Raw genomic sequence first — 15,747 nt, 5'->3', positions numbered from 1 at the left:
TGGGGTGGAGGGGGCGAGGCGCCGAAGCGGCCTGGACAATGGGGATCATGGCACCGTCGACGTCCTTCCAGCCGGTCCTGGAGCGCATCGCCGAGGAGATCGAGCGGACCCCCGGCCGGGGCCGCCCCGCCGACTACATCCCGGCGCTCGCGGCCTGCGACCCCAGACGCTTCGGCATGGCCGTCGCCGAACCGGACGGCACGGTGTACGGGGTGGGGGACTGGCGCCGGCCCTTCTCGGCGCAGTCGATCACCAAGGTGTTCACCCTCGCCCTGGACCTGGCCCGCGAGGGCGACACCCTGTGGGAGCACGTGGGACGGGAACCCTCCGGCAACCCCTTCAACTCCCTGGTCCAGCTGGAGTACGAGAACGGCATCCCGCGCAACCCGTTCATCAACGCGGGCGCCCTCGTCGTCACCGACCGGCTGCACACCCGTACCGGTGACGCGGCCGGTGAACTCCTCACCTTCCTCCGCACGGAGAGCGGCAACCCCGACCTCGTCTTCGACCTGGAGGTCGCCGCCTCCGAGGACGCCCACGGCGACCGGAACGCCGCCCTCGCCCACTTCATGGCGTCCTACGGCAACATCGACAACCCGGTGCCGGTCCTGCTCGACCAGTACTTCCGGCAGTGCTCCGTCGCCGCGTCCTGCGCCGACCTCGCCCTGGCGACCGGGTTCCTCGCCCGGCACGGCATCCGCGCCGACGGCACCCGGCTGCTCAGCCGCAGCCAGGCCAAACAGGTCAACGCCGTGATGCTGACCTGCGGTACGTACGACGCGGCCGGCGACTTCGCCTACCGGGTCGGCCTGCCCGGCAAGAGCGGGGTCGGCGGCGGGATCATCGCCGTCGTCCCGGGCCGCTGCACGCTGTGCGTATGGGGCCCCGGACTGGACGAGCGGGGCAACTCGGTGTCGGGCGTCGCCGCCCTGGACCGCTTCACGACCCTCACCGGCCTCTCCGTCTTCTGACCCGCGCGCCGCGCCGGTCAGCCCGTCGGCACCGGGCCCCAGCGGAGCCGCAGGAACAGCGCGGTCCCCGCCCCGCCCAGCAGTGCCGCGGCGGCGATCGTCCAGGAGACCGGCCGCCCGGGCCCCTCCTCCCGCCGGGCGGCCGGCACCGCCGCGGCCTCCGCCTCCGGCCCCCGCAGCGGCCCGGCCCGCAGGGCGTCCAGCGAGCCCACCGGTTCGACCCGCCCCTCCGCCTCGAACCCCCAGTCCAGGAGCGAGCGCGCCTCCTCGTACACGGCGAACCCGTCGTCCGAACGGGGGTTCATCACCGTCGCCACGAGGGTGCGCCCGTCGCGGCGCGCGGCGGCCACGAGCGTGTTCCCGGCGTGGCTGGTGTAACCGTTCTTGATCCCGATCAGGCCCCGGTACGGTGCGACGCCGTCCGCGCCGGTGAGCAGCCGGTTGGTGTTGACGATCCCGTAGGAGCCGCCGTCGCGGCCCGGGAACCGCGCCTCCCGCCGGGCGCAGTACCGGGCGAACTCGGGGTTGCGCAGCCCTGCCCGGCCGAACACGGCGAGGTCGAAGGCGGACGACACCTGGCCGGGCGCGTCGTAGCCGTCGGGCGACTTCACCCGGGTGTCGCGGGCGCCCAGGGCGCGGGCCTTGGCCTGCATCCGCTCGGCCGTGGCCCGCCAGCCGCCGGTCAGCGCGGCCAGCACGCGCACGGCGTCGTTGCCGGAGCTGAGGAAGACCCCGTTCCACAGGTCGGCCACCCGGTACGTCCGGTCCTCGGCGACCCCGACGAGGCTGCTGCCCGGGCCGATGCCCTTCAGCTCCTCGGCGCCGACCCGGTGCCGGACACCGGCCGGCAGGGCCGGCAGCACGGTGAGGGCGAACAGCGTCTTGAGGGTGCTGGCGGGCGGCAGTTTGCGATGCGCGTCGTGGGCCGCCAGCACCTCACCGGTGCGGGCGTCGGCGATCAGCCACGAGAGGGCGGACAGCTCCGGGACCTCGGGCGCCCCCGGACGCGGACGGACATGCGTGCCGGGCCGGTACAGCAGCGAGGCGGCCGCGGGAGTCGCCCGCGGCCCGGGATCCACGCCCGCACCGGTGGTGGCCGCGGCCGGTGCCAGCACCAGCAGGCCCGACGTGCAGAGCGCGCAGGCAGGCACGGCCACCCGTGAAGCAAATCCGATAGTCATACCGCAAACGTAGAAACGGTCACCCGGAACACCGCGCTGCCCCGGCCGGAGAGCGGCCCCGAGCACCCGGATGGCACACCGCCGCGCGGTCCGGCCGCCGGGCAGGGGGCACGGGCGCGGTGGCGCCGTGGGCCGCTGTGGACGGGGGTCTCCTCTAGGCTGATCCGATGTTCAGCCCCGAAGGCCCCCGCCTGCGTGAACTCGCCGTTCAGGCGCTGTCGTCCGTGGAACGCGGCTACGACCTCCTCGCACCCAAGTTCGACCACACCCCCTTCCGCACGCCGGATTCGGTGCTCGACGCCACGGTGTCGGCGCTGCGGCGGGCAGGGCCGTTCGGCACCGGGCTCGACCTGTGCTGCGGCACCGGTGCGGGCGTGGACGTGCTGAGGCAGGTGTGCGGGCAGAGCGTCACGGGCGTGGACTTCAGCGCGGGCATGCTGGACGAGGCGCGGGCGCGCACCCGTCCGCCGGGGCCGCCGGTCACCTGGGTGCGGGCCGACGCGCGGGACCTGCCGTTCGGGCCGGACTTCGACCTCGTCGTGAGTTTCGGCGCGTTCGGGCACTTCCTGCCGCGTGAGCTGCCGGGGCTGTTCGGACAGGTCCGCTCCGTGCTGCGGCCCGGCGGGCGCTTCGTGTTTCCCGTGGTCGCGCCGCCACGGCCGGGCTCGTTCACGTACGCGCTGCTGCTGGGGTTCGACGCGGGGATGCGGGTGCGCAACGCGCTGTGGCGGCCGCCGTTCGTCATGTACTACCGGGGATTCCGCTTCGGAGAGATGTGGCGGGAGCTGACGTGGGCCGGCTTCCGGGTGGAGTTCTGGCCCCTGCCCGAGTTCGGCCGGCGGGCGGACGGGAGTCCCAAGGTGCGGCTGGTGGCCGCCACGAGGGCGGGCGGTGAACCCGCCGGCGCACGGACGTCGCTCCCGTCCACGGCGCCCCGCACCCCGCTGCACCCGTGACCGGGGTCAGACCGCCGCCGGTACCGTGAATTCGTACACCAGGACGTCCTCCTGGGCGTCCATGACCAGTTCGGTGATCTCCAGCGGGCGCGCGTGCTGGTCGTGCACGCGGCGAGTGACCCGGACCGACGGCGTCCCGGCGATCCGCGTGATGGTGTCCCGGTGATGCAGGGACAGGCCCGCCCGGCGCATCCAGTCGTAGGCCCGCCGCAGCTCCGCGGCTCCGGTGCCGTCGGCGCGGTCGCGGTAGCGGGACAGCTCCTCGACCTCCGTGAGCGCCACGGCGGAAAACGATGTCACCGCCGTACGCAGTTCCCGTCCGTCGGCCGACGCCGACCAGTAGCGGTGCATCAGCGTCGGCCGGGCGGGCGCCACTCCCAGAGCCTCGGCGTGTCCGGGCGGCGGGACCTCCCAGGTGACACTGGCCCGGGTCACCGTGCCGTGGCCGGCGCTCCCGGAGCCGAGGGGGAAGCCCGAGGAGGCCGGTGTCTCCACCGGCAGGCCGGGCAGCGCGGCATGACTGCCCCGCCGGTCGGTGGCGACCAGCCCCTCCCGGCGCAGCAACTGCAGCGCCTGTCGTACGGTCTCCCTGCTGACCTGGAAGTGCTCGGCCAACTGCCGTTCGCCGGGCAGGCGTTCACCGGGTGGAATGGTTCCGTCGTGCAACTCGCCGAGCAATTGCGTGGCGATCCTGCGGTAGCGGGGCTCCCCCTCGGTGGGCGGGTGGTCGTGCGGGGTGGTGCGGGCCATGCCGCGCCTCCTGTTGGTGACGTTCCGTAGCCGCGCGGGCTCGTTGGGCCACCACTTCTAACATTGGTCTACACCATCAGGGAAGGGCTGTCCGGCAGTTCGGCCGGAACCGTGCGGTCCGTCAGATGTACGACTTCATCCAGCGCAGCTTGGCCGCCTCGTGGAACGGCCCGCCGCCCTCGTGGTCGTTGAAGTCGTACACCTCCATGGTCTTGTCCTCGTGCCTCCAGGCGTTGAACGCCGCGAACACCGTCGAGGGCGGGCAGGTCTGGTCCTCCAGGGCCGCCGAGAAGAGCGCGGGGGCGCGGCCGCGGGCGGCGAAGTGCACGGCGTCGAAGTAGGACAGGGTGTGCAGGACGTCGTCGAAGCGGCCGCGGTGCGTCTTCAGATAGAGGCCGATCTCCCGGTAGGGGTGCCGGTCGGTGAGCGTCGTGGCGCGCGGGAAGTCGCACAGGAACGGCACGTCCGGCGCGACGCCCGCCAGGTCCGGCACCAGACCGCCCACCGCGAGGGTGATGCCCCCGCCCTGGCTGGCGCCGACCGCCACGGTACGGCCGGCGTCGGTCAGCGGATGCGACCGCGCCGCCTCCACGGCGCGTACGGCGTCGGTGAACACCCGGCGGTAGTAGTAGTTCGCGGGTGCGTCGATGCCGCGGGTCATGAACCCGGGGTAGGCCGGGGCGCCGCCCACCGGGTCCGGCGTACCGCCGCCGGCGCCCCAGGCGCTGCCCTGCCCCCGGGTGTCCATCACGAAGTGGGCCCGGCCCGTGGACGCCCACAGCAGGTGCTCGTGGGGCAGTCCGCGGCCGCCCCCGTACCCGATGAACTCCACCACCAGCGGCAGCGGGGCGTCCGTGCCGGCGGGCAGTGTCAGCCAGCCCTTGACCGGATGACCGCCGAACCCGGCGAACGTCACGTCGAACACCCGCACGGTGGACAGTCCCGTGTCGACCGGCTCGAAACGCGCGTCCAGTTCGTGCTCGCGCGCCTCGTCGAGCGTCCTGGACCAGAACGCGTCGAAGTCCTCGGGCGCCGCGGACGCGCTGCGGTACTCGCGCAGTTCGTCGAGGGGGAGGTCGAACAGGGCCATCGGGGACCGCCTTCGTGGAGAGACCGTGCGAAGCGATGACACGGTACGCGGATCACCCGGAAGGCCGCCAGGCCTTTAGGGAATAACCCCAGGTGAACAGCGCAGAAAGCGATTTCCCGACTGCCTCGGCCGGCGCAGGGTTCCCGATCACTCCTTCAGGCCCCGCGCCGCGTCCACCGCGGCTCCGTGCGCGCCCACGCCCGGTCCCACTCCGCCGGCCGCCGCCGCATCGCCGCCCGGCGCACCGCGCGATGAGCGAGCAGCACGACCGCCGCCGTACCGCCCGCCGCAGCGGTTCCCATGCCGATGCTGTACCGCAGGACCGAGGCGTCGTCGACCGGGGGCGGCACATCGTGTCCCCGGGAGTCGAACCACACGTGCACCACGTCACCGGGACGCGCGTTCGCCGGGACCCGCGCGACGGCGGAGCGCGACCGCGCACCCGGCTCCGTCCAGCGCACGGGCGCCCGGAAGACCTGCCGCGTGCCCGAGCCGGCAGCGGGCCGTTCGCCCGTGGGACGCTCCACGACCTCGGCGCACACGGTGGCGTTCGGCCCGCTGCTCCAGCGCCGCCGCCCGGGCGCCGCCGTGCGCCCACCAGGCCGCCGGCACCCCCATCAGCGGAGCCGCCAGGCACGGCAGCACGGTGACGGCCGCCGCCGTACGCTCCTCGACGACGTCCGACCGGCGGCACAGGGCACTGCGCCGCCGCCGGCGCAGCACTCGCGTTCGCATCTCGACCCCCCTGCCGTCACCGCGGGCAGGGAGCGTGGACAGCCGTGCTGCGCGCCGGCCCCGGCACCCCTCCGCGGCGCGCGGCACACGCGGACAGCCGGGGCCGGGTGCCCGGCCGCGCCCGCGCGAAACGGGCGCCCGTCCCGCCCCACGCCCCGGGGCGGGACCCGCCACCGGCCGTTCAGCCGAAGCGCTCGATCCGGATGCGCTCCACGGGCTGACCGGCCGCCACCAGCAGCCGCGAGGCGTGCTCGGCAAAGGAGTTGGAGCCGCACACATAGGCCTCCCACCCGCCGGGAGGCTGCTTCGCCATGAAGGGCGCCACATGTGCCGCCGTCATACGTCCGACCGCCACACCCTCCGGAGCGCTCCGCGTGAACACCGGTGTGGTCTCCGCACCGAACTCGCGCGCGTAGATCAGCTCCTCGGGGCCCCGCGCCGACACCAGCAGCCGGAGCGGCAGCCTCATGTCCCGCGCCCTGTGGTGCCGCACCATCGACATCAGCGGGACGACGCCGGAGCCCGCGCCCACCAGCAGCGCGGGCCGGTCACCGGGCCACGCGAAGAAGCCGCTGAGCGGGCCGCGCACCTCGATCCGGTCGCCGGGACGGGCCACCGTGTGGAACCAGCCCGAGACCTCGCCGCCCTCCACATGGTCCAGTGTCAGCTCGATGTGCCCGGAGTCGTCCGGCGCGGACGCGATCGAGTAGTGGCGCTGGGCCACGTAGCCGTCCTCGGCGGTCAGCCGCAGCATCAGATGCTGCCCGGGGACATGCCCCGGCCAGCCGGGCACGGCGAGCCGGAACGTGGACACGCGCGGGGTCTCACGGCGGATCCCGGTCAGTGTGGCCGTCCGCCACACGGAGGCGGACCGCCGGCTCACACCGATCCGCCCGGGCACGGCGAACCGCGTCGGCGGGGCGAACATCTGCTCAGTCACCGGAGTACCGCTGTTCCTTCCAGGGGTTCCCGCGCGGGTGGTATCCGTTGCCCTCCCAGAACCCCGGTTCCTCGTGGTCGAGGAGCCGCAGCCCCGCGACCCACTTGACGCTCTTCCAGAAGTACAGATGCGGCACCACCAGCCGCGCCGGACCGCCGTGCTCGGCGGGGAGCGGCCGCCCGCCGTGGTCCCAGGCGATCCAGGCCCGGCCGCCGGTCACATCGGCGAGGGGCAGACTCGTGGTGTAGCCGGTGTGCGCGTACGCGACCACATGTGTGGCCGACCCATGGGGCCGGACCATGTCCAGGAACGCGTCCAGCGAGACACCGCCGAACCGCACCCCGAACTTCGACCACCCGGTCACACAGTGGATGTCGCCCTCGTACGCCGAGGCGGGCAGCGCGTGTGCCTGTTCCCAGTCCCAGGTGTGGGGCTCCGCCACCAGACCGTCGATCCGGAAGGTCCAGTCGGCCGGCGCGAGGTCGGGGGTGACCTCGGCGGACAGGACGGGCCATTCGTCGCCCGCGTCGTACTGACCGGGCGGCAGCCCGGGATTGTCCACGCGCGGGCGGCCGGTGAAGCCTCGGGTGATGTTCACGTGATCGGTGATTTCCGTTGCGACTGGTGCTCAAGTGTTTCCGCGTTCAACGGTACGCGGTGACCGTGCCCCCCGTGCCGCCCGTGCCTCCCGGACGCACGGTACGGCCGTGGAGATCGTCGGGTACTGTGGCCGTCCGGCCGCGGACCGACCCGGCCGGGAGGCCGAAGGAGGTGGGACCCATCACCGCTCGTCAGCTCGGGTGCTCCCTCCTCGGAGCGACGCGGTCCACCGGCAGCAGGTGACCGCGGGAGCGCCCTTCGGCTCCCGAAAGGCCCCAGGCTCTTGCCTCACACGCCGCACTCGCCGTACACGCCGTACACCCCCTCCGCGCCTCTTCCCGCGCCCCTGCCCGGTCCGCCGTCCCGGGACTCCGTCGCGGCCGCACTCCGCGCCGCCGGGTGCGTCTTCGCCGAGGACGAGGCCGAACTGATCATCGCCGCCGCGCCGGACCCGGGTGACATCGCCCCGATGGTCGAGCGCCGGACAGCCGGACTGCCCCTCGAGATCGTCGTCGGCTGGGCGGAGTTCCACGGCCGGCGCGTCATCGTGGAACCGGGGGTCTTCGTGCCCCGCAGACGCACCGAGTTCCTCGTCGAACAGGCGCTCGCGCAGGCCCCCGCAGCGGCCGTCGTCGTGGACCTGTGCTGTGGCTCGGGAGCCGTCGGGGCGGCCCTGGCGGCCGGGCTCGGCGCGGTCGAACTGCACGCCGCCGACATCGACCCGGCCGCCGTGCGCTGTGCCCGCCGCAATGTCGCCGTCCTCGGCGGGTGGGTCCACGGGGGCGATCTCTTCGACGCGCTCCCGGTCGGGCTGCGGGGCCGTGTCGACGTCCTGGCCGCGAACGTGCCGTACGTGCCGAGCGGCGACATCGGGCTGCTGCCGGCCGAGGCCCGCGACCACGAGCCGCGCGTCGCCCTGGACGGCGGCCCCGACGGCCTGGACGTACTGCGGCGGGTCGCCGACGGGGCGCCCGGATGGCTCGCGCCGGGCGGCCGGCTCCTGGTGGAGACCAGCAGCCGGCAGGCCCCCGCGGCCGTCGAGGCCTTCACCGGTGCCGGACTGCGCACCCGCCTGGCCGTCTGCGAGGAGCGCTGCGCCCATGTCGTGACCGGAGTCAGGACCTGAGGGCCCGCCCGGAGTTCCCGCCACGCCCCGACGCCCGGCACGCTCCCCCAGAGAGGGTGCCCCCCATCGCCGCACGGCGCCGCGGGACAGGTGGCTCCGCCACATGAGTGCGACGCCGCACACCGAGGGCACGCGCCGACCGCCGCCGTGCCCGTCCCGCGGGCGGACGACGGGGACCGGACCGGCCCTTGGCCGGGCTCAGTCGCCGGTGGCCGTCGCGCGGGCGATCAGCAGGGCCACGTCGTCGAAGTTGTCCGGCTCGTGCAGCGTGCGCAGGAGCAGGTCGCAGACCTCCTCCAGACAGTCGCCGGGCCGGTCCAGCAGGGCCAGCAGCCGGTCGAGCCGCTCGTCCAGCGGGTCCCGGCGGGTCTCGACGAGTCCGTCGGTGTAGAACACCAGCCGGTCGCCCGGCTCCAGATCGACGGTGGTCGTGGAGAACGCGACCCCGCCCACGCCCAGGGGCACCCCGGTCGGCAGGTCGAGCAGCTCGGGCGCGCGGCCGGCCCGGAGCCTGACCGGCGGCAGATGCCCCGCGTTGGCGAGGGTGCACCGCCGCTCGCGCGGATCGTGGACGGCGTACACACAGGTGGCGATCGCCTGGTCCAGTCCGCCGGTGATCCGGTCCAGGTGTTCCAGCAGCACGGCCGGGTCCAGGCCGAGGGAGGCCAGGGTGTGGGTCGCCGTGCGGAGCCGGCCCATGGTGGCCGCCGCGGGGATGCCGCTGCCCATCACGTCGCCCACGACGAGCGCCGTCCTGTCGTCCTCCAGCGGGATCACGTCGAACCAGTCCCCGCCCACCTCGCTGGTGGCGCCGGCCGGCTGGTAGCGGGAGGCGACCTCGAGTCCGCCCGTCACGGGCGGATGGCTCGGCAGCAGACTGCGCTGCAGGGTCAGGGCGGTGTCGCGGGCGTTCTGGTACCAGCGGGCGTTGTCGATCTGCACGGCCGCGCGGGACGCCAGCTCCCGCGCGAGCAGCAGATCGTCCTCGTCGAACGGGCGCGGGGTGCGCGTGCGGGTGAGGTCGAGCGCGCCGAGCACCTCCCCGCGCGCGATCAGCGGCACGGCCAGGTACGAGTGGACGCCCGCCCGTGCCAGCAGCTCGGCGGCCTCCGGGGAGCGGGCGATCCGCGCGAGGTCCTCGTCCTTCACCTGCGGCACCATCACGGGCAGCCCGGTGCGTACGCACTCGGTGATCAGCCGGTCCGGCGCGTAGCGGGTCACCTCGCCCGGCGGGTCGGCCGCCGCCGGCACGTCGGCCGTGTCCACCGACCGCACCGCCAGCGCCCGGATCAGCGCCGGCTCGGCGGGTCCGAGGGTGCTGCGCCGGCCCCGTACCACCGCGTCCAGCAGGTCCACCGCCGCGGCGTCCGCCAGTTCGGGGACGGCCACGTCGGCGAGTTCGCCGGCCGTGCGGTCGAGGTCCAGGGTGGTGCCGATCCGGGCGGAGGCGTCGGCGATCACGGCGAGCCGCCGCCGGGCGCTCTCGGCCTCGGCGTTCGCCCGGTACTGCTCGGTGATGTCCACCAGCGACACGGCCACCCCCAGCACCGTCCCGAGCGCGTTCTCCAGCCGGTAGAGCGAGACCGACCAGGCGTGGTCCTCGTCCGGATCGGCCGGCGTACGGCCGGTGGTGGACAGGTCGACGGAGGGCCGGCCGGTCTCCAGGACACCCCGCGCGGCGTTCTCGATCGTCGCGGCGTCCAGCAGCGGCGTCACCTCCCGGATCGTGCGGCCCAGGTGCTGCTCGGCCGGGATGCCGTTGATCTGCTCCAGCGCCGGGTTCACCGACACGTACCGCAGACCGGAGTCCAGCACGGCCAGGCCGATGGGGGACTGGGCGACGATCCGGGTGGACAGGGCCACGTCCTGCTCCAGCCGGCGCACGGTCGACTGGTCCACCGCCAGACCGAGGGCGTACACGTCCCCGCGTTCGTCCAGCAGCCGCATGTTGCGGAACTCCACCAGCCGGGTGCCGCCGTCCTTGCGCCGGATGGGGAAGGCGCCGGCCCAGCTCACACCGGTGCGCATGACATCGGCGAACAGCTTCACCACGAGGTCCAGATGTTCCTCGTGCACCATGATCCGCGCGGCGTACTGGCCCAGTGCCTCCCGCGCGCCGTAGCCGAACAGCTCCTCGGCCTGCGGGCTCCACAGCATGATGCGTCCCTCGGTGTCCAGGACCACCGAGGCGACGCGCAGCACGTCGAGCAGGCCGCTGGGACGCACCGGCCCGGGCACCGGTCCGTCACCGCCGGCCGGGGGTGACCCCGCTGCACTCATCCCACGCCCCGCCTTCGCCGATTCCACGGCACGCCGTCACCGTGCCGCCACCCCTTGTTCTACCGCGCGCGGGGGCGATTTTCCGCCGCTCCTGCCGTTCGTTTCCAGCTTCTCCCACCAACGCGCCGGACGCCGGGGGAATCGGTCACGCGGCGGCGGCGCGCGGGTAGTGCTCCCCGGAATGTGGTGCTTTGCTGAGTGAGGGGCGGGGGCGGCGCGTGGCCACGAGAGGAGCGATCACGATGGGAAGCCGGCAACCGCATCCGGAGTCCGTCTCGGTCGAGATCAGCGGATGCAGCAAGGACGACGCCCGGGTCGTGTTCGACACGCTGTGCGCGTGTTTCGCGTCCGACCGGTGCTCGGACGACGTACCCGAGGAGTTCCACGAGACCCGGCCCACGGTGTGGCTCGGCACGTTCGACGTCGCCGACGCGCACGAGGGCGCCCGCCCGGCGCGGCTGGCCTCGTCGGTCGACGCCGATGTGCACGGCGGCTACTGGGCGATCGACCGGTTCCGCACCACGCTGGACTCGCTGTTCACCGTGCACGATCTGACCACGGTCTCGGGCGACCAGGAGCGGGAACTGCACGTCCGTCTCGAAAGCCGGTGAGGCCTCCTCGGCCGCTGTGCCCTCCGTCACCTTTATGCAACTAGTTGCATAAGGCGGTGCGCGTGCCTTACAACTACAGGCACCACACCGCGCACGGAGGGCCCGATGAGCCGTTACCCCCACCTGTTGACCCCCCTCGACCTGGGCTTCACCACGCTGCCCAACCGGGTGCTCATGGGCTCGATGCACGTCGGCCTGGAGGAGGCCGAGGGCGGCTTCGCCCGCATGGCCGAGTTCTACGCCGCCCGTGCCCGCGGGGGAGTGGGCCTCATCGTCACCGGCGGCATCGCCCCCAACGACGAGGGCCGGCCCTACGAGGGCGGCGCCAGGATCACCACCGAGGCCGAGGCGGAGCAGCACCGGGTCGTCACCGACGCCGTCCACGGCGCGGGCGGCCGGATCGCCCTGCAGATCCTCCACTTCGGGCGGTACGCCTACCACCGCGACCTGGTCGCCCCGAGCCCCCTCCAGGCGCCGATCAGCCCCTTCCCGCCCCGGGAGCTCACCGACGCCGAGGTCGAGCGCACCGTCGACGACTACGCGCGCGCCGCCCGCCTCGCCCGGCAGGCCGGCTACGACGGCGTCGAGATCATGGGCTCCGAGGGCTATCTGATCAACGAGTTCATCGCCCGGCAGACCAACCACCGCACCGACCGCTGGGGCGGCTCCTACGAGAACCGGATGCGCTTCCCCGTGGAGATCGTCCGCCGGGTGCGCGAGGCGGTCGGCGAGAACTTCATCGTCATCTACCGGCTCTCCATGCTGGACCTGGTGCCCGGCGGCTCCACCCTGGACGAGGTGATCACCCTCGCCAGGGCCGTCGAGGAGGCCGGCGCGACCATCATCAACACGGGCATCGGCTGGCACGAGGCCCGCATCCCCACCATCGCCACCTCGGTGCCGCGCGGCGCCTACACCTGGGTGACCAAGCGGCTCATGGGCGAGGTGTCCGTCCCGCTCGTCACCACCAACCGCATCAACACCCCTGAACTGGCCGAGCAGTTGCTCGCCGAAGGCACCGCGGACATGGTGTCGCTGGCCCGCCCGATGCTCGCCGACCCCGACTTCGTCGCCAAGGCCGCGGACGGCCGGCCCGAGGCGATCAACACCTGCATCGGCTGCAACCAGGCCTGCCTCGACCACACCTTCAGCGGGCAGATCACCTCCTGCCTGGTCAACCCGCGCGCCTGCCACGAGACCGAACTGGTCCTCTCCCCGACCCGCCGCCGCAAGCGCGTCGCCGTCGTCGGCGCCGGCCCGGCCGGTCTCGCCTGCGCGGTCAGCGCCGCCGAACGCGGCCACGACGTCACCCTGTTCGACGCCGCGAGCGAGATCGGCGGCCAGCTCAACGTCGCCCGGAAGGTCCCCGGCAAGCAGGAGTTCGACGAGACCCTGCGCTACTTCCGCACCCGGCTCGCCGAACTGGCCGTCGACATACGGCTGGACACCCGCGTCACCGCCGACGACGTGTCCGGGCACGACGAGATCGTGGTCGCCACCGGCGTCACCCCGCGCGTCCCCGACATCCCCGGGGTGGACCACCCGAGCGTGCTCGGATACCTCGACGTGCTCCGCGACGGGGCCCCGGTCGGCGACCGGGTCGCCATCCTCGGCGCGGGCGGCATCGGCTTCGACGTCGCCGAGTTCCTCACCGACGGCGGCGACAAGGCGCACGAGGACCCCGAGACGTACTTCCGCCAGTGGGGCGTCGACCTCGACTACCGCGCACCCGGCGGCCTCGCCGCACCCGAGCGGCCCGCCCCGCCGCGCACCGTCCACCTGCTCCAGCGCAAGACCTCCAAGGTCGGCGCGGGCCTCGGCAGGACCACCGGCTGGATCCACCGCACCGAACTCAGGCACCGCGGGGTCACCATGGTCCCGGGCGTGCGCTACGACCGCATCGACGACGCCGGACTGCACGTCACCGTCGACGGCGAGAGCACCGTCCTGGAGGTCGACACGATCGTCCTGTGCACCGGGCAGGAGCCGCGCCGCGACCTGTACGAGACGCTGCTCGCCGAAGGGCGCCCGGTCCACCTGATCGGCGGCGCCGACGTGGCCGCCGAACTGGACGCCAAGCGCGCCATCAAGCAGGGCACGGAGCTGGCGGCGGCCCTGTAGGCGCCGCCCGGCCCGTCCCTAGGATGAGCGCATGTCACTCCCGCACGCGATCCTCACCGCCCTGCTCGAGAAACCGTCGTCGGGGCTGGAGCTGACCCGCAGGTTCGACCGGTCGATCGGCTACTTCTGGTCCGCGACACATCAGCAGATCTACCGCGAGCTGGGGAAACTGGAGCGCGAGGGCCTGATCCGGGCCCTCACCCCCGAGCAGCCGGCCCGGGGGCAGAAGAAGGCGTACGAGGTGCTGCCGGCGGGCCGGGAGGAACTGGCCCGCTGGACCGCCGCGGCCCAGGACCCCAAGCCGCTCCGCGATGTGATGCTGCTGCGGCTCAGGGCGGCGGCCGTGGTCGGCACCGAGGGGCTGGAAGCCGATCTGCGGCGCCACCGGGAGCTGCACGGGCGGCAGTTGGAGGAGTACCGGGAGATCGAGCGGCGCGACTTCCCGCCCGGCAAGGACGGGCCCGAGGACCGGCTGCGGCATCTGGTGCTGCGGGCCGGCATCGACCTGGAGACGTTCTGGACCCAGTGGCTGGACCACGCGCTCACGGAGTTCGAAAGCCTCCCGGAGACCGGCGGGACCGGCGGGACCGGCGGGCGGGAGCGGCCGGGCGCGCGGAAGGCGTGACCGCCCGGCCGTGGACGGGGTGACGCCGGCCGCCCGACCGGAGCGCGTCGGACGTGATGGCGGCCGGCGCCGGCTCTAGAGGTGGCGCGGCCTGGCGCGCCGGCGCAGGTACCAGGCCGTGGCGAGCAGGCCGGTGCCGACCAGCGAGCCGCCCGCCACCAGGGTCACCGTGCCGTAGTCCGCCGAACCGCCGCCGACGCCGCCCATCACCCCGCGGGTGGGCGAGGCGGTCGGGGTGACCGACGGGCTCGACACGGGGGAGACGACGACGGCCTGGGTGCCCGCGGTACTGCCGTTGGCGCACACCACGATCACCGTGTAGGTGCCCGCGCCGACGTTCGACCAGGCGGCGGACTGACCCGCGGCCGTCCCCGACAGCGCCACCTGACGGCCCTGCGAGAAGCCGGACTGGCCGCCGGCGAGCAGCGAGGCGGTGCCCCAGTGGCCGTTGACCTGCTGGCACGCGCTGGTGCTGACCGAGACCGTCGACCCGGTGGTGCTGACCGAGATCCCGGCCGCGGCGGCCGGTCCGGCCGGGCAGAGCGCGAGCGCGGCGGCGGCTGCCACGGTGGACCCGGAGCGGAGCAGTGGCTTCGAGAGGTGCATGTGGACTGCCTTCCGGCGGCACGGCCGGCGGTACATCCCTTGCGCCGCCGAGGTCGGGGAGCGCCCGTGCCGTCACGAGGCCAGCCAAAGGGCAGCGGGGCCGGTGCGCACTCCGGCCGCATCCGGGCAGGTGACGCCCGCCGCTCCGGCGTCCCGGGGGACCGGATCAGCGCGGCGCGCCGGTCGTCACCGTGCGCTCGGCGGAGAAGCCGCCCCAGGTCCCGTCGGGCAGCTTCGCCCGGATCCGTACCCGGTGGGTGACCCCTGCCTCGCGGCCCAGGTAGAAGCGGTACGACGCCCGGTCGCGCGGTGCGTCACCGCCGTGGACGAGCGAGGTGGCGGTACGGCCGTCCAGGCGCACCTCGTACTCGGTGATCACGCCGTCGACGCGTGGCGGCACCCAGGTGAGGGCGAGGTAGTGGGCGCCGCCGGACTCCTCGCCGGCGGCACGGAAGTCCGTGGGGGCGGTGGCGGCGCCGGCGTCCGTGCTGCCCGCGGTGGTGAGGCGGACGGCGGGGCCGGGCGGGGAGAGGTTGCCGGCCGCGTCCCTGGCCCGGACGGTGAAGGCGTAACGGGTGCCCGGCCGCAGCCCCGTCACCACGGCGGCCATCTGGTTCGCACCCACACTGTGGATCTTCGTCCCACCCTGGTGAATGTCGTACGACACCACGTCCCGGTCGTCCGTGGAGGCGGACCACGACAGCTGGGCCGCCCGGCTCCCGGCCGCCCGGCCGTGTGTCTGCACCGGACGCGTGGGCGGGGAGTCGTCGGCCGCGGAGGCTTCGGGTGTCGTCGCCCGCACCTCCCGGCTGGGCGGCCCGAGCCGCCCGTCCGCGTCCCTGGCCCGCACCGTGAAGACATGGGTGGTCGCGGGTGGGAGCCTGGTGACGTCCACCATGTGCTCGGAAGCCGGCACCTCCTTGACCTTGGTGGTGCCGCGATACACCTCGTACCGGCTCACCCGCGCCTCCGCGGCGGCGACCGCGTTCCACATGACGTGCACGCTGGTGGCACTGCCGGCCTCGGCCGTGACGCCGGTTGGGGCCCCGGGCGGCCGCTCGCCCCCGGTGTCGTCCGACCCGCCCCACCGGCAGGAGGCGACCAGCAGGAGGACCCCGCAGAGCGCGAGCAGGCGACGCGGGAACACGGCTGGGC

At 74.0% G+C, this 15,747-nt stretch carries 14 protein-coding genes and 1 pseudogene; 6 read left to right on the top strand and 9 right to left on the bottom strand.

The genetic code is table 11. The features are described from left to right. The first annotated feature begins 38 nt into the window (after nucleotides 1-38). Complete coding sequence (locus ACZ434_RS22590) at nucleotides 39-971, top strand: glutaminase (RefSeq protein ID WP_468458552.1); 933 nt, start codon at nucleotides 39-41, stop codon at nucleotides 969-971. 17 nt (nucleotides 972-988) lie between these two features. On the opposite strand, the gene ACZ434_RS22585 is transcribed toward ACZ434_RS22590, so the two are convergent. Beyond that, nucleotides 989-2,152 (bottom strand): D-alanyl-D-alanine carboxypeptidase family protein, encoded by a 1,164-nt coding sequence (locus ACZ434_RS22585; protein ID WP_468458550.1) that lies wholly within the window; start codon nucleotides 2,150-2,152, stop codon nucleotides 989-991. A 167-nt stretch (nucleotides 2,153-2,319) separates the two neighbouring features. On the opposite strand from ACZ434_RS22585, the gene ACZ434_RS22580 reads away from it, so the two are divergent. Further along, nucleotides 2,320-3,108: a class I SAM-dependent methyltransferase gene (locus tag ACZ434_RS22580; protein ID WP_468458548.1), complete on the top strand. Its 789-nt coding sequence runs from the start codon at nucleotides 2,320-2,322 to the stop codon at nucleotides 3,106-3,108. Nucleotides 3,109-3,114: 6 nt separating this feature from the next. Here ACZ434_RS22580 and ACZ434_RS22575 read toward each other — a convergent pair whose 3' ends face one another. The 5 genes and pseudogenes from ACZ434_RS22575 to ACZ434_RS22555 form a co-directional block, all read right to left on the bottom strand. Further along, nucleotides 3,115-3,858: a GntR family transcriptional regulator gene (locus tag ACZ434_RS22575; RefSeq protein WP_468458546.1), complete on the bottom strand. Its 744-nt coding sequence runs from the start codon at nucleotides 3,856-3,858 to the stop codon at nucleotides 3,115-3,117. Between the two features lie 121 nt (nucleotides 3,859-3,979). Continuing rightward, nucleotides 3,980-4,948, bottom strand: a complete 969-nt coding sequence (locus tag ACZ434_RS22570) for an acetylxylan esterase (RefSeq protein WP_468458544.1) — start codon at nucleotides 4,946-4,948, stop codon at nucleotides 3,980-3,982. Nucleotides 4,949-5,103: 155 nt separating this feature from the next. Continuing rightward, a pseudogene (locus tag ACZ434_RS22565) lies at nucleotides 5,104-5,683 on the bottom strand (Rv1733c family protein). Nucleotides 5,684-5,864: 181 nt separating this feature from the next. Further along, the gene (locus tag ACZ434_RS22560; RefSeq protein WP_468458703.1) at nucleotides 5,865-6,611 is read right to left on the bottom strand and encodes a ferredoxin reductase; all 747 of its coding nucleotides are present in this window, start codon (nucleotides 6,609-6,611) and stop codon (nucleotides 5,865-5,867) included. Between the two features lie 4 nt (nucleotides 6,612-6,615). Beyond that, a complete protein-coding gene (locus ACZ434_RS22555) occupies nucleotides 6,616-7,221 on the bottom strand; it encodes a sulfite oxidase-like oxidoreductase (protein ID WP_468458543.1) in 606 nt (201 codons plus the stop codon). A 348-nt stretch (nucleotides 7,222-7,569) separates the two neighbouring features. Here ACZ434_RS22555 and ACZ434_RS22550 point away from each other — a divergent pair, with 348 nt between their 5' ends. After that, a complete protein-coding gene (locus ACZ434_RS22550; RefSeq protein ID WP_468458701.1) occupies nucleotides 7,570-8,349 on the top strand; it encodes a putative protein N(5)-glutamine methyltransferase in 780 nt (259 codons plus the stop codon). A 198-nt stretch (nucleotides 8,350-8,547) separates the two neighbouring features. Here the strand turns inward: ACZ434_RS22550 and ACZ434_RS22545 are convergent, their stop codons facing one another. Next, nucleotides 8,548-10,629, bottom strand: a complete 2,082-nt coding sequence (locus tag ACZ434_RS22545; protein WP_468458541.1) for a SpoIIE family protein phosphatase — start codon at nucleotides 10,627-10,629, stop codon at nucleotides 8,548-8,550. A 242-nt stretch (nucleotides 10,630-10,871) separates the two neighbouring features. Between ACZ434_RS22545 and ACZ434_RS22540 the strand changes: the two genes are divergently transcribed. From ACZ434_RS22540 to ACZ434_RS22530, 3 genes are all read left to right on the top strand, one after another. Continuing rightward, nucleotides 10,872-11,240, top strand: a complete 369-nt coding sequence (locus ACZ434_RS22540) for a hypothetical protein (RefSeq protein WP_468458539.1) — start codon at nucleotides 10,872-10,874, stop codon at nucleotides 11,238-11,240. 105 nt (nucleotides 11,241-11,345) lie between these two features. Continuing rightward, nucleotides 11,346-13,361: an FAD-dependent oxidoreductase gene (locus ACZ434_RS22535; protein ID WP_468458537.1), complete on the top strand. Its 2,016-nt coding sequence runs from the start codon at nucleotides 11,346-11,348 to the stop codon at nucleotides 13,359-13,361. Between the two features lie 31 nt (nucleotides 13,362-13,392). Then, a complete protein-coding gene (locus tag ACZ434_RS22530; RefSeq protein ID WP_468458534.1) occupies nucleotides 13,393-13,986 on the top strand; it encodes a PadR family transcriptional regulator in 594 nt (197 codons plus the stop codon). Nucleotides 13,987-14,061: 75 nt separating this feature from the next. Here the strand turns inward: ACZ434_RS22530 and ACZ434_RS22525 are convergent, their stop codons facing one another. Both ACZ434_RS22525 and ACZ434_RS22520 read right to left on the bottom strand, forming a co-directional pair. Beyond that, the gene (locus tag ACZ434_RS22525) at nucleotides 14,062-14,592 is read right to left on the bottom strand and encodes a hypothetical protein (RefSeq protein WP_468458532.1); all 531 of its coding nucleotides are present in this window, start codon (nucleotides 14,590-14,592) and stop codon (nucleotides 14,062-14,064) included. A 166-nt stretch (nucleotides 14,593-14,758) separates the two neighbouring features. Continuing rightward, nucleotides 14,759-15,739, bottom strand: a complete 981-nt coding sequence (locus tag ACZ434_RS22520; RefSeq protein WP_468458530.1) for a fibronectin type III domain-containing protein — start codon at nucleotides 15,737-15,739, stop codon at nucleotides 14,759-14,761. Between the last annotated feature and the right edge of the window lie 8 nt (nucleotides 15,740-15,747).

The sequence above is a fragment of the Streptomyces sp. NPDC030893 genome (assembly GCF_055571535.1).
The sequence above is the reverse complement of the archived record's forward strand: the minus strand, read 5'-3'. Positions and strand labels throughout refer to the sequence as shown.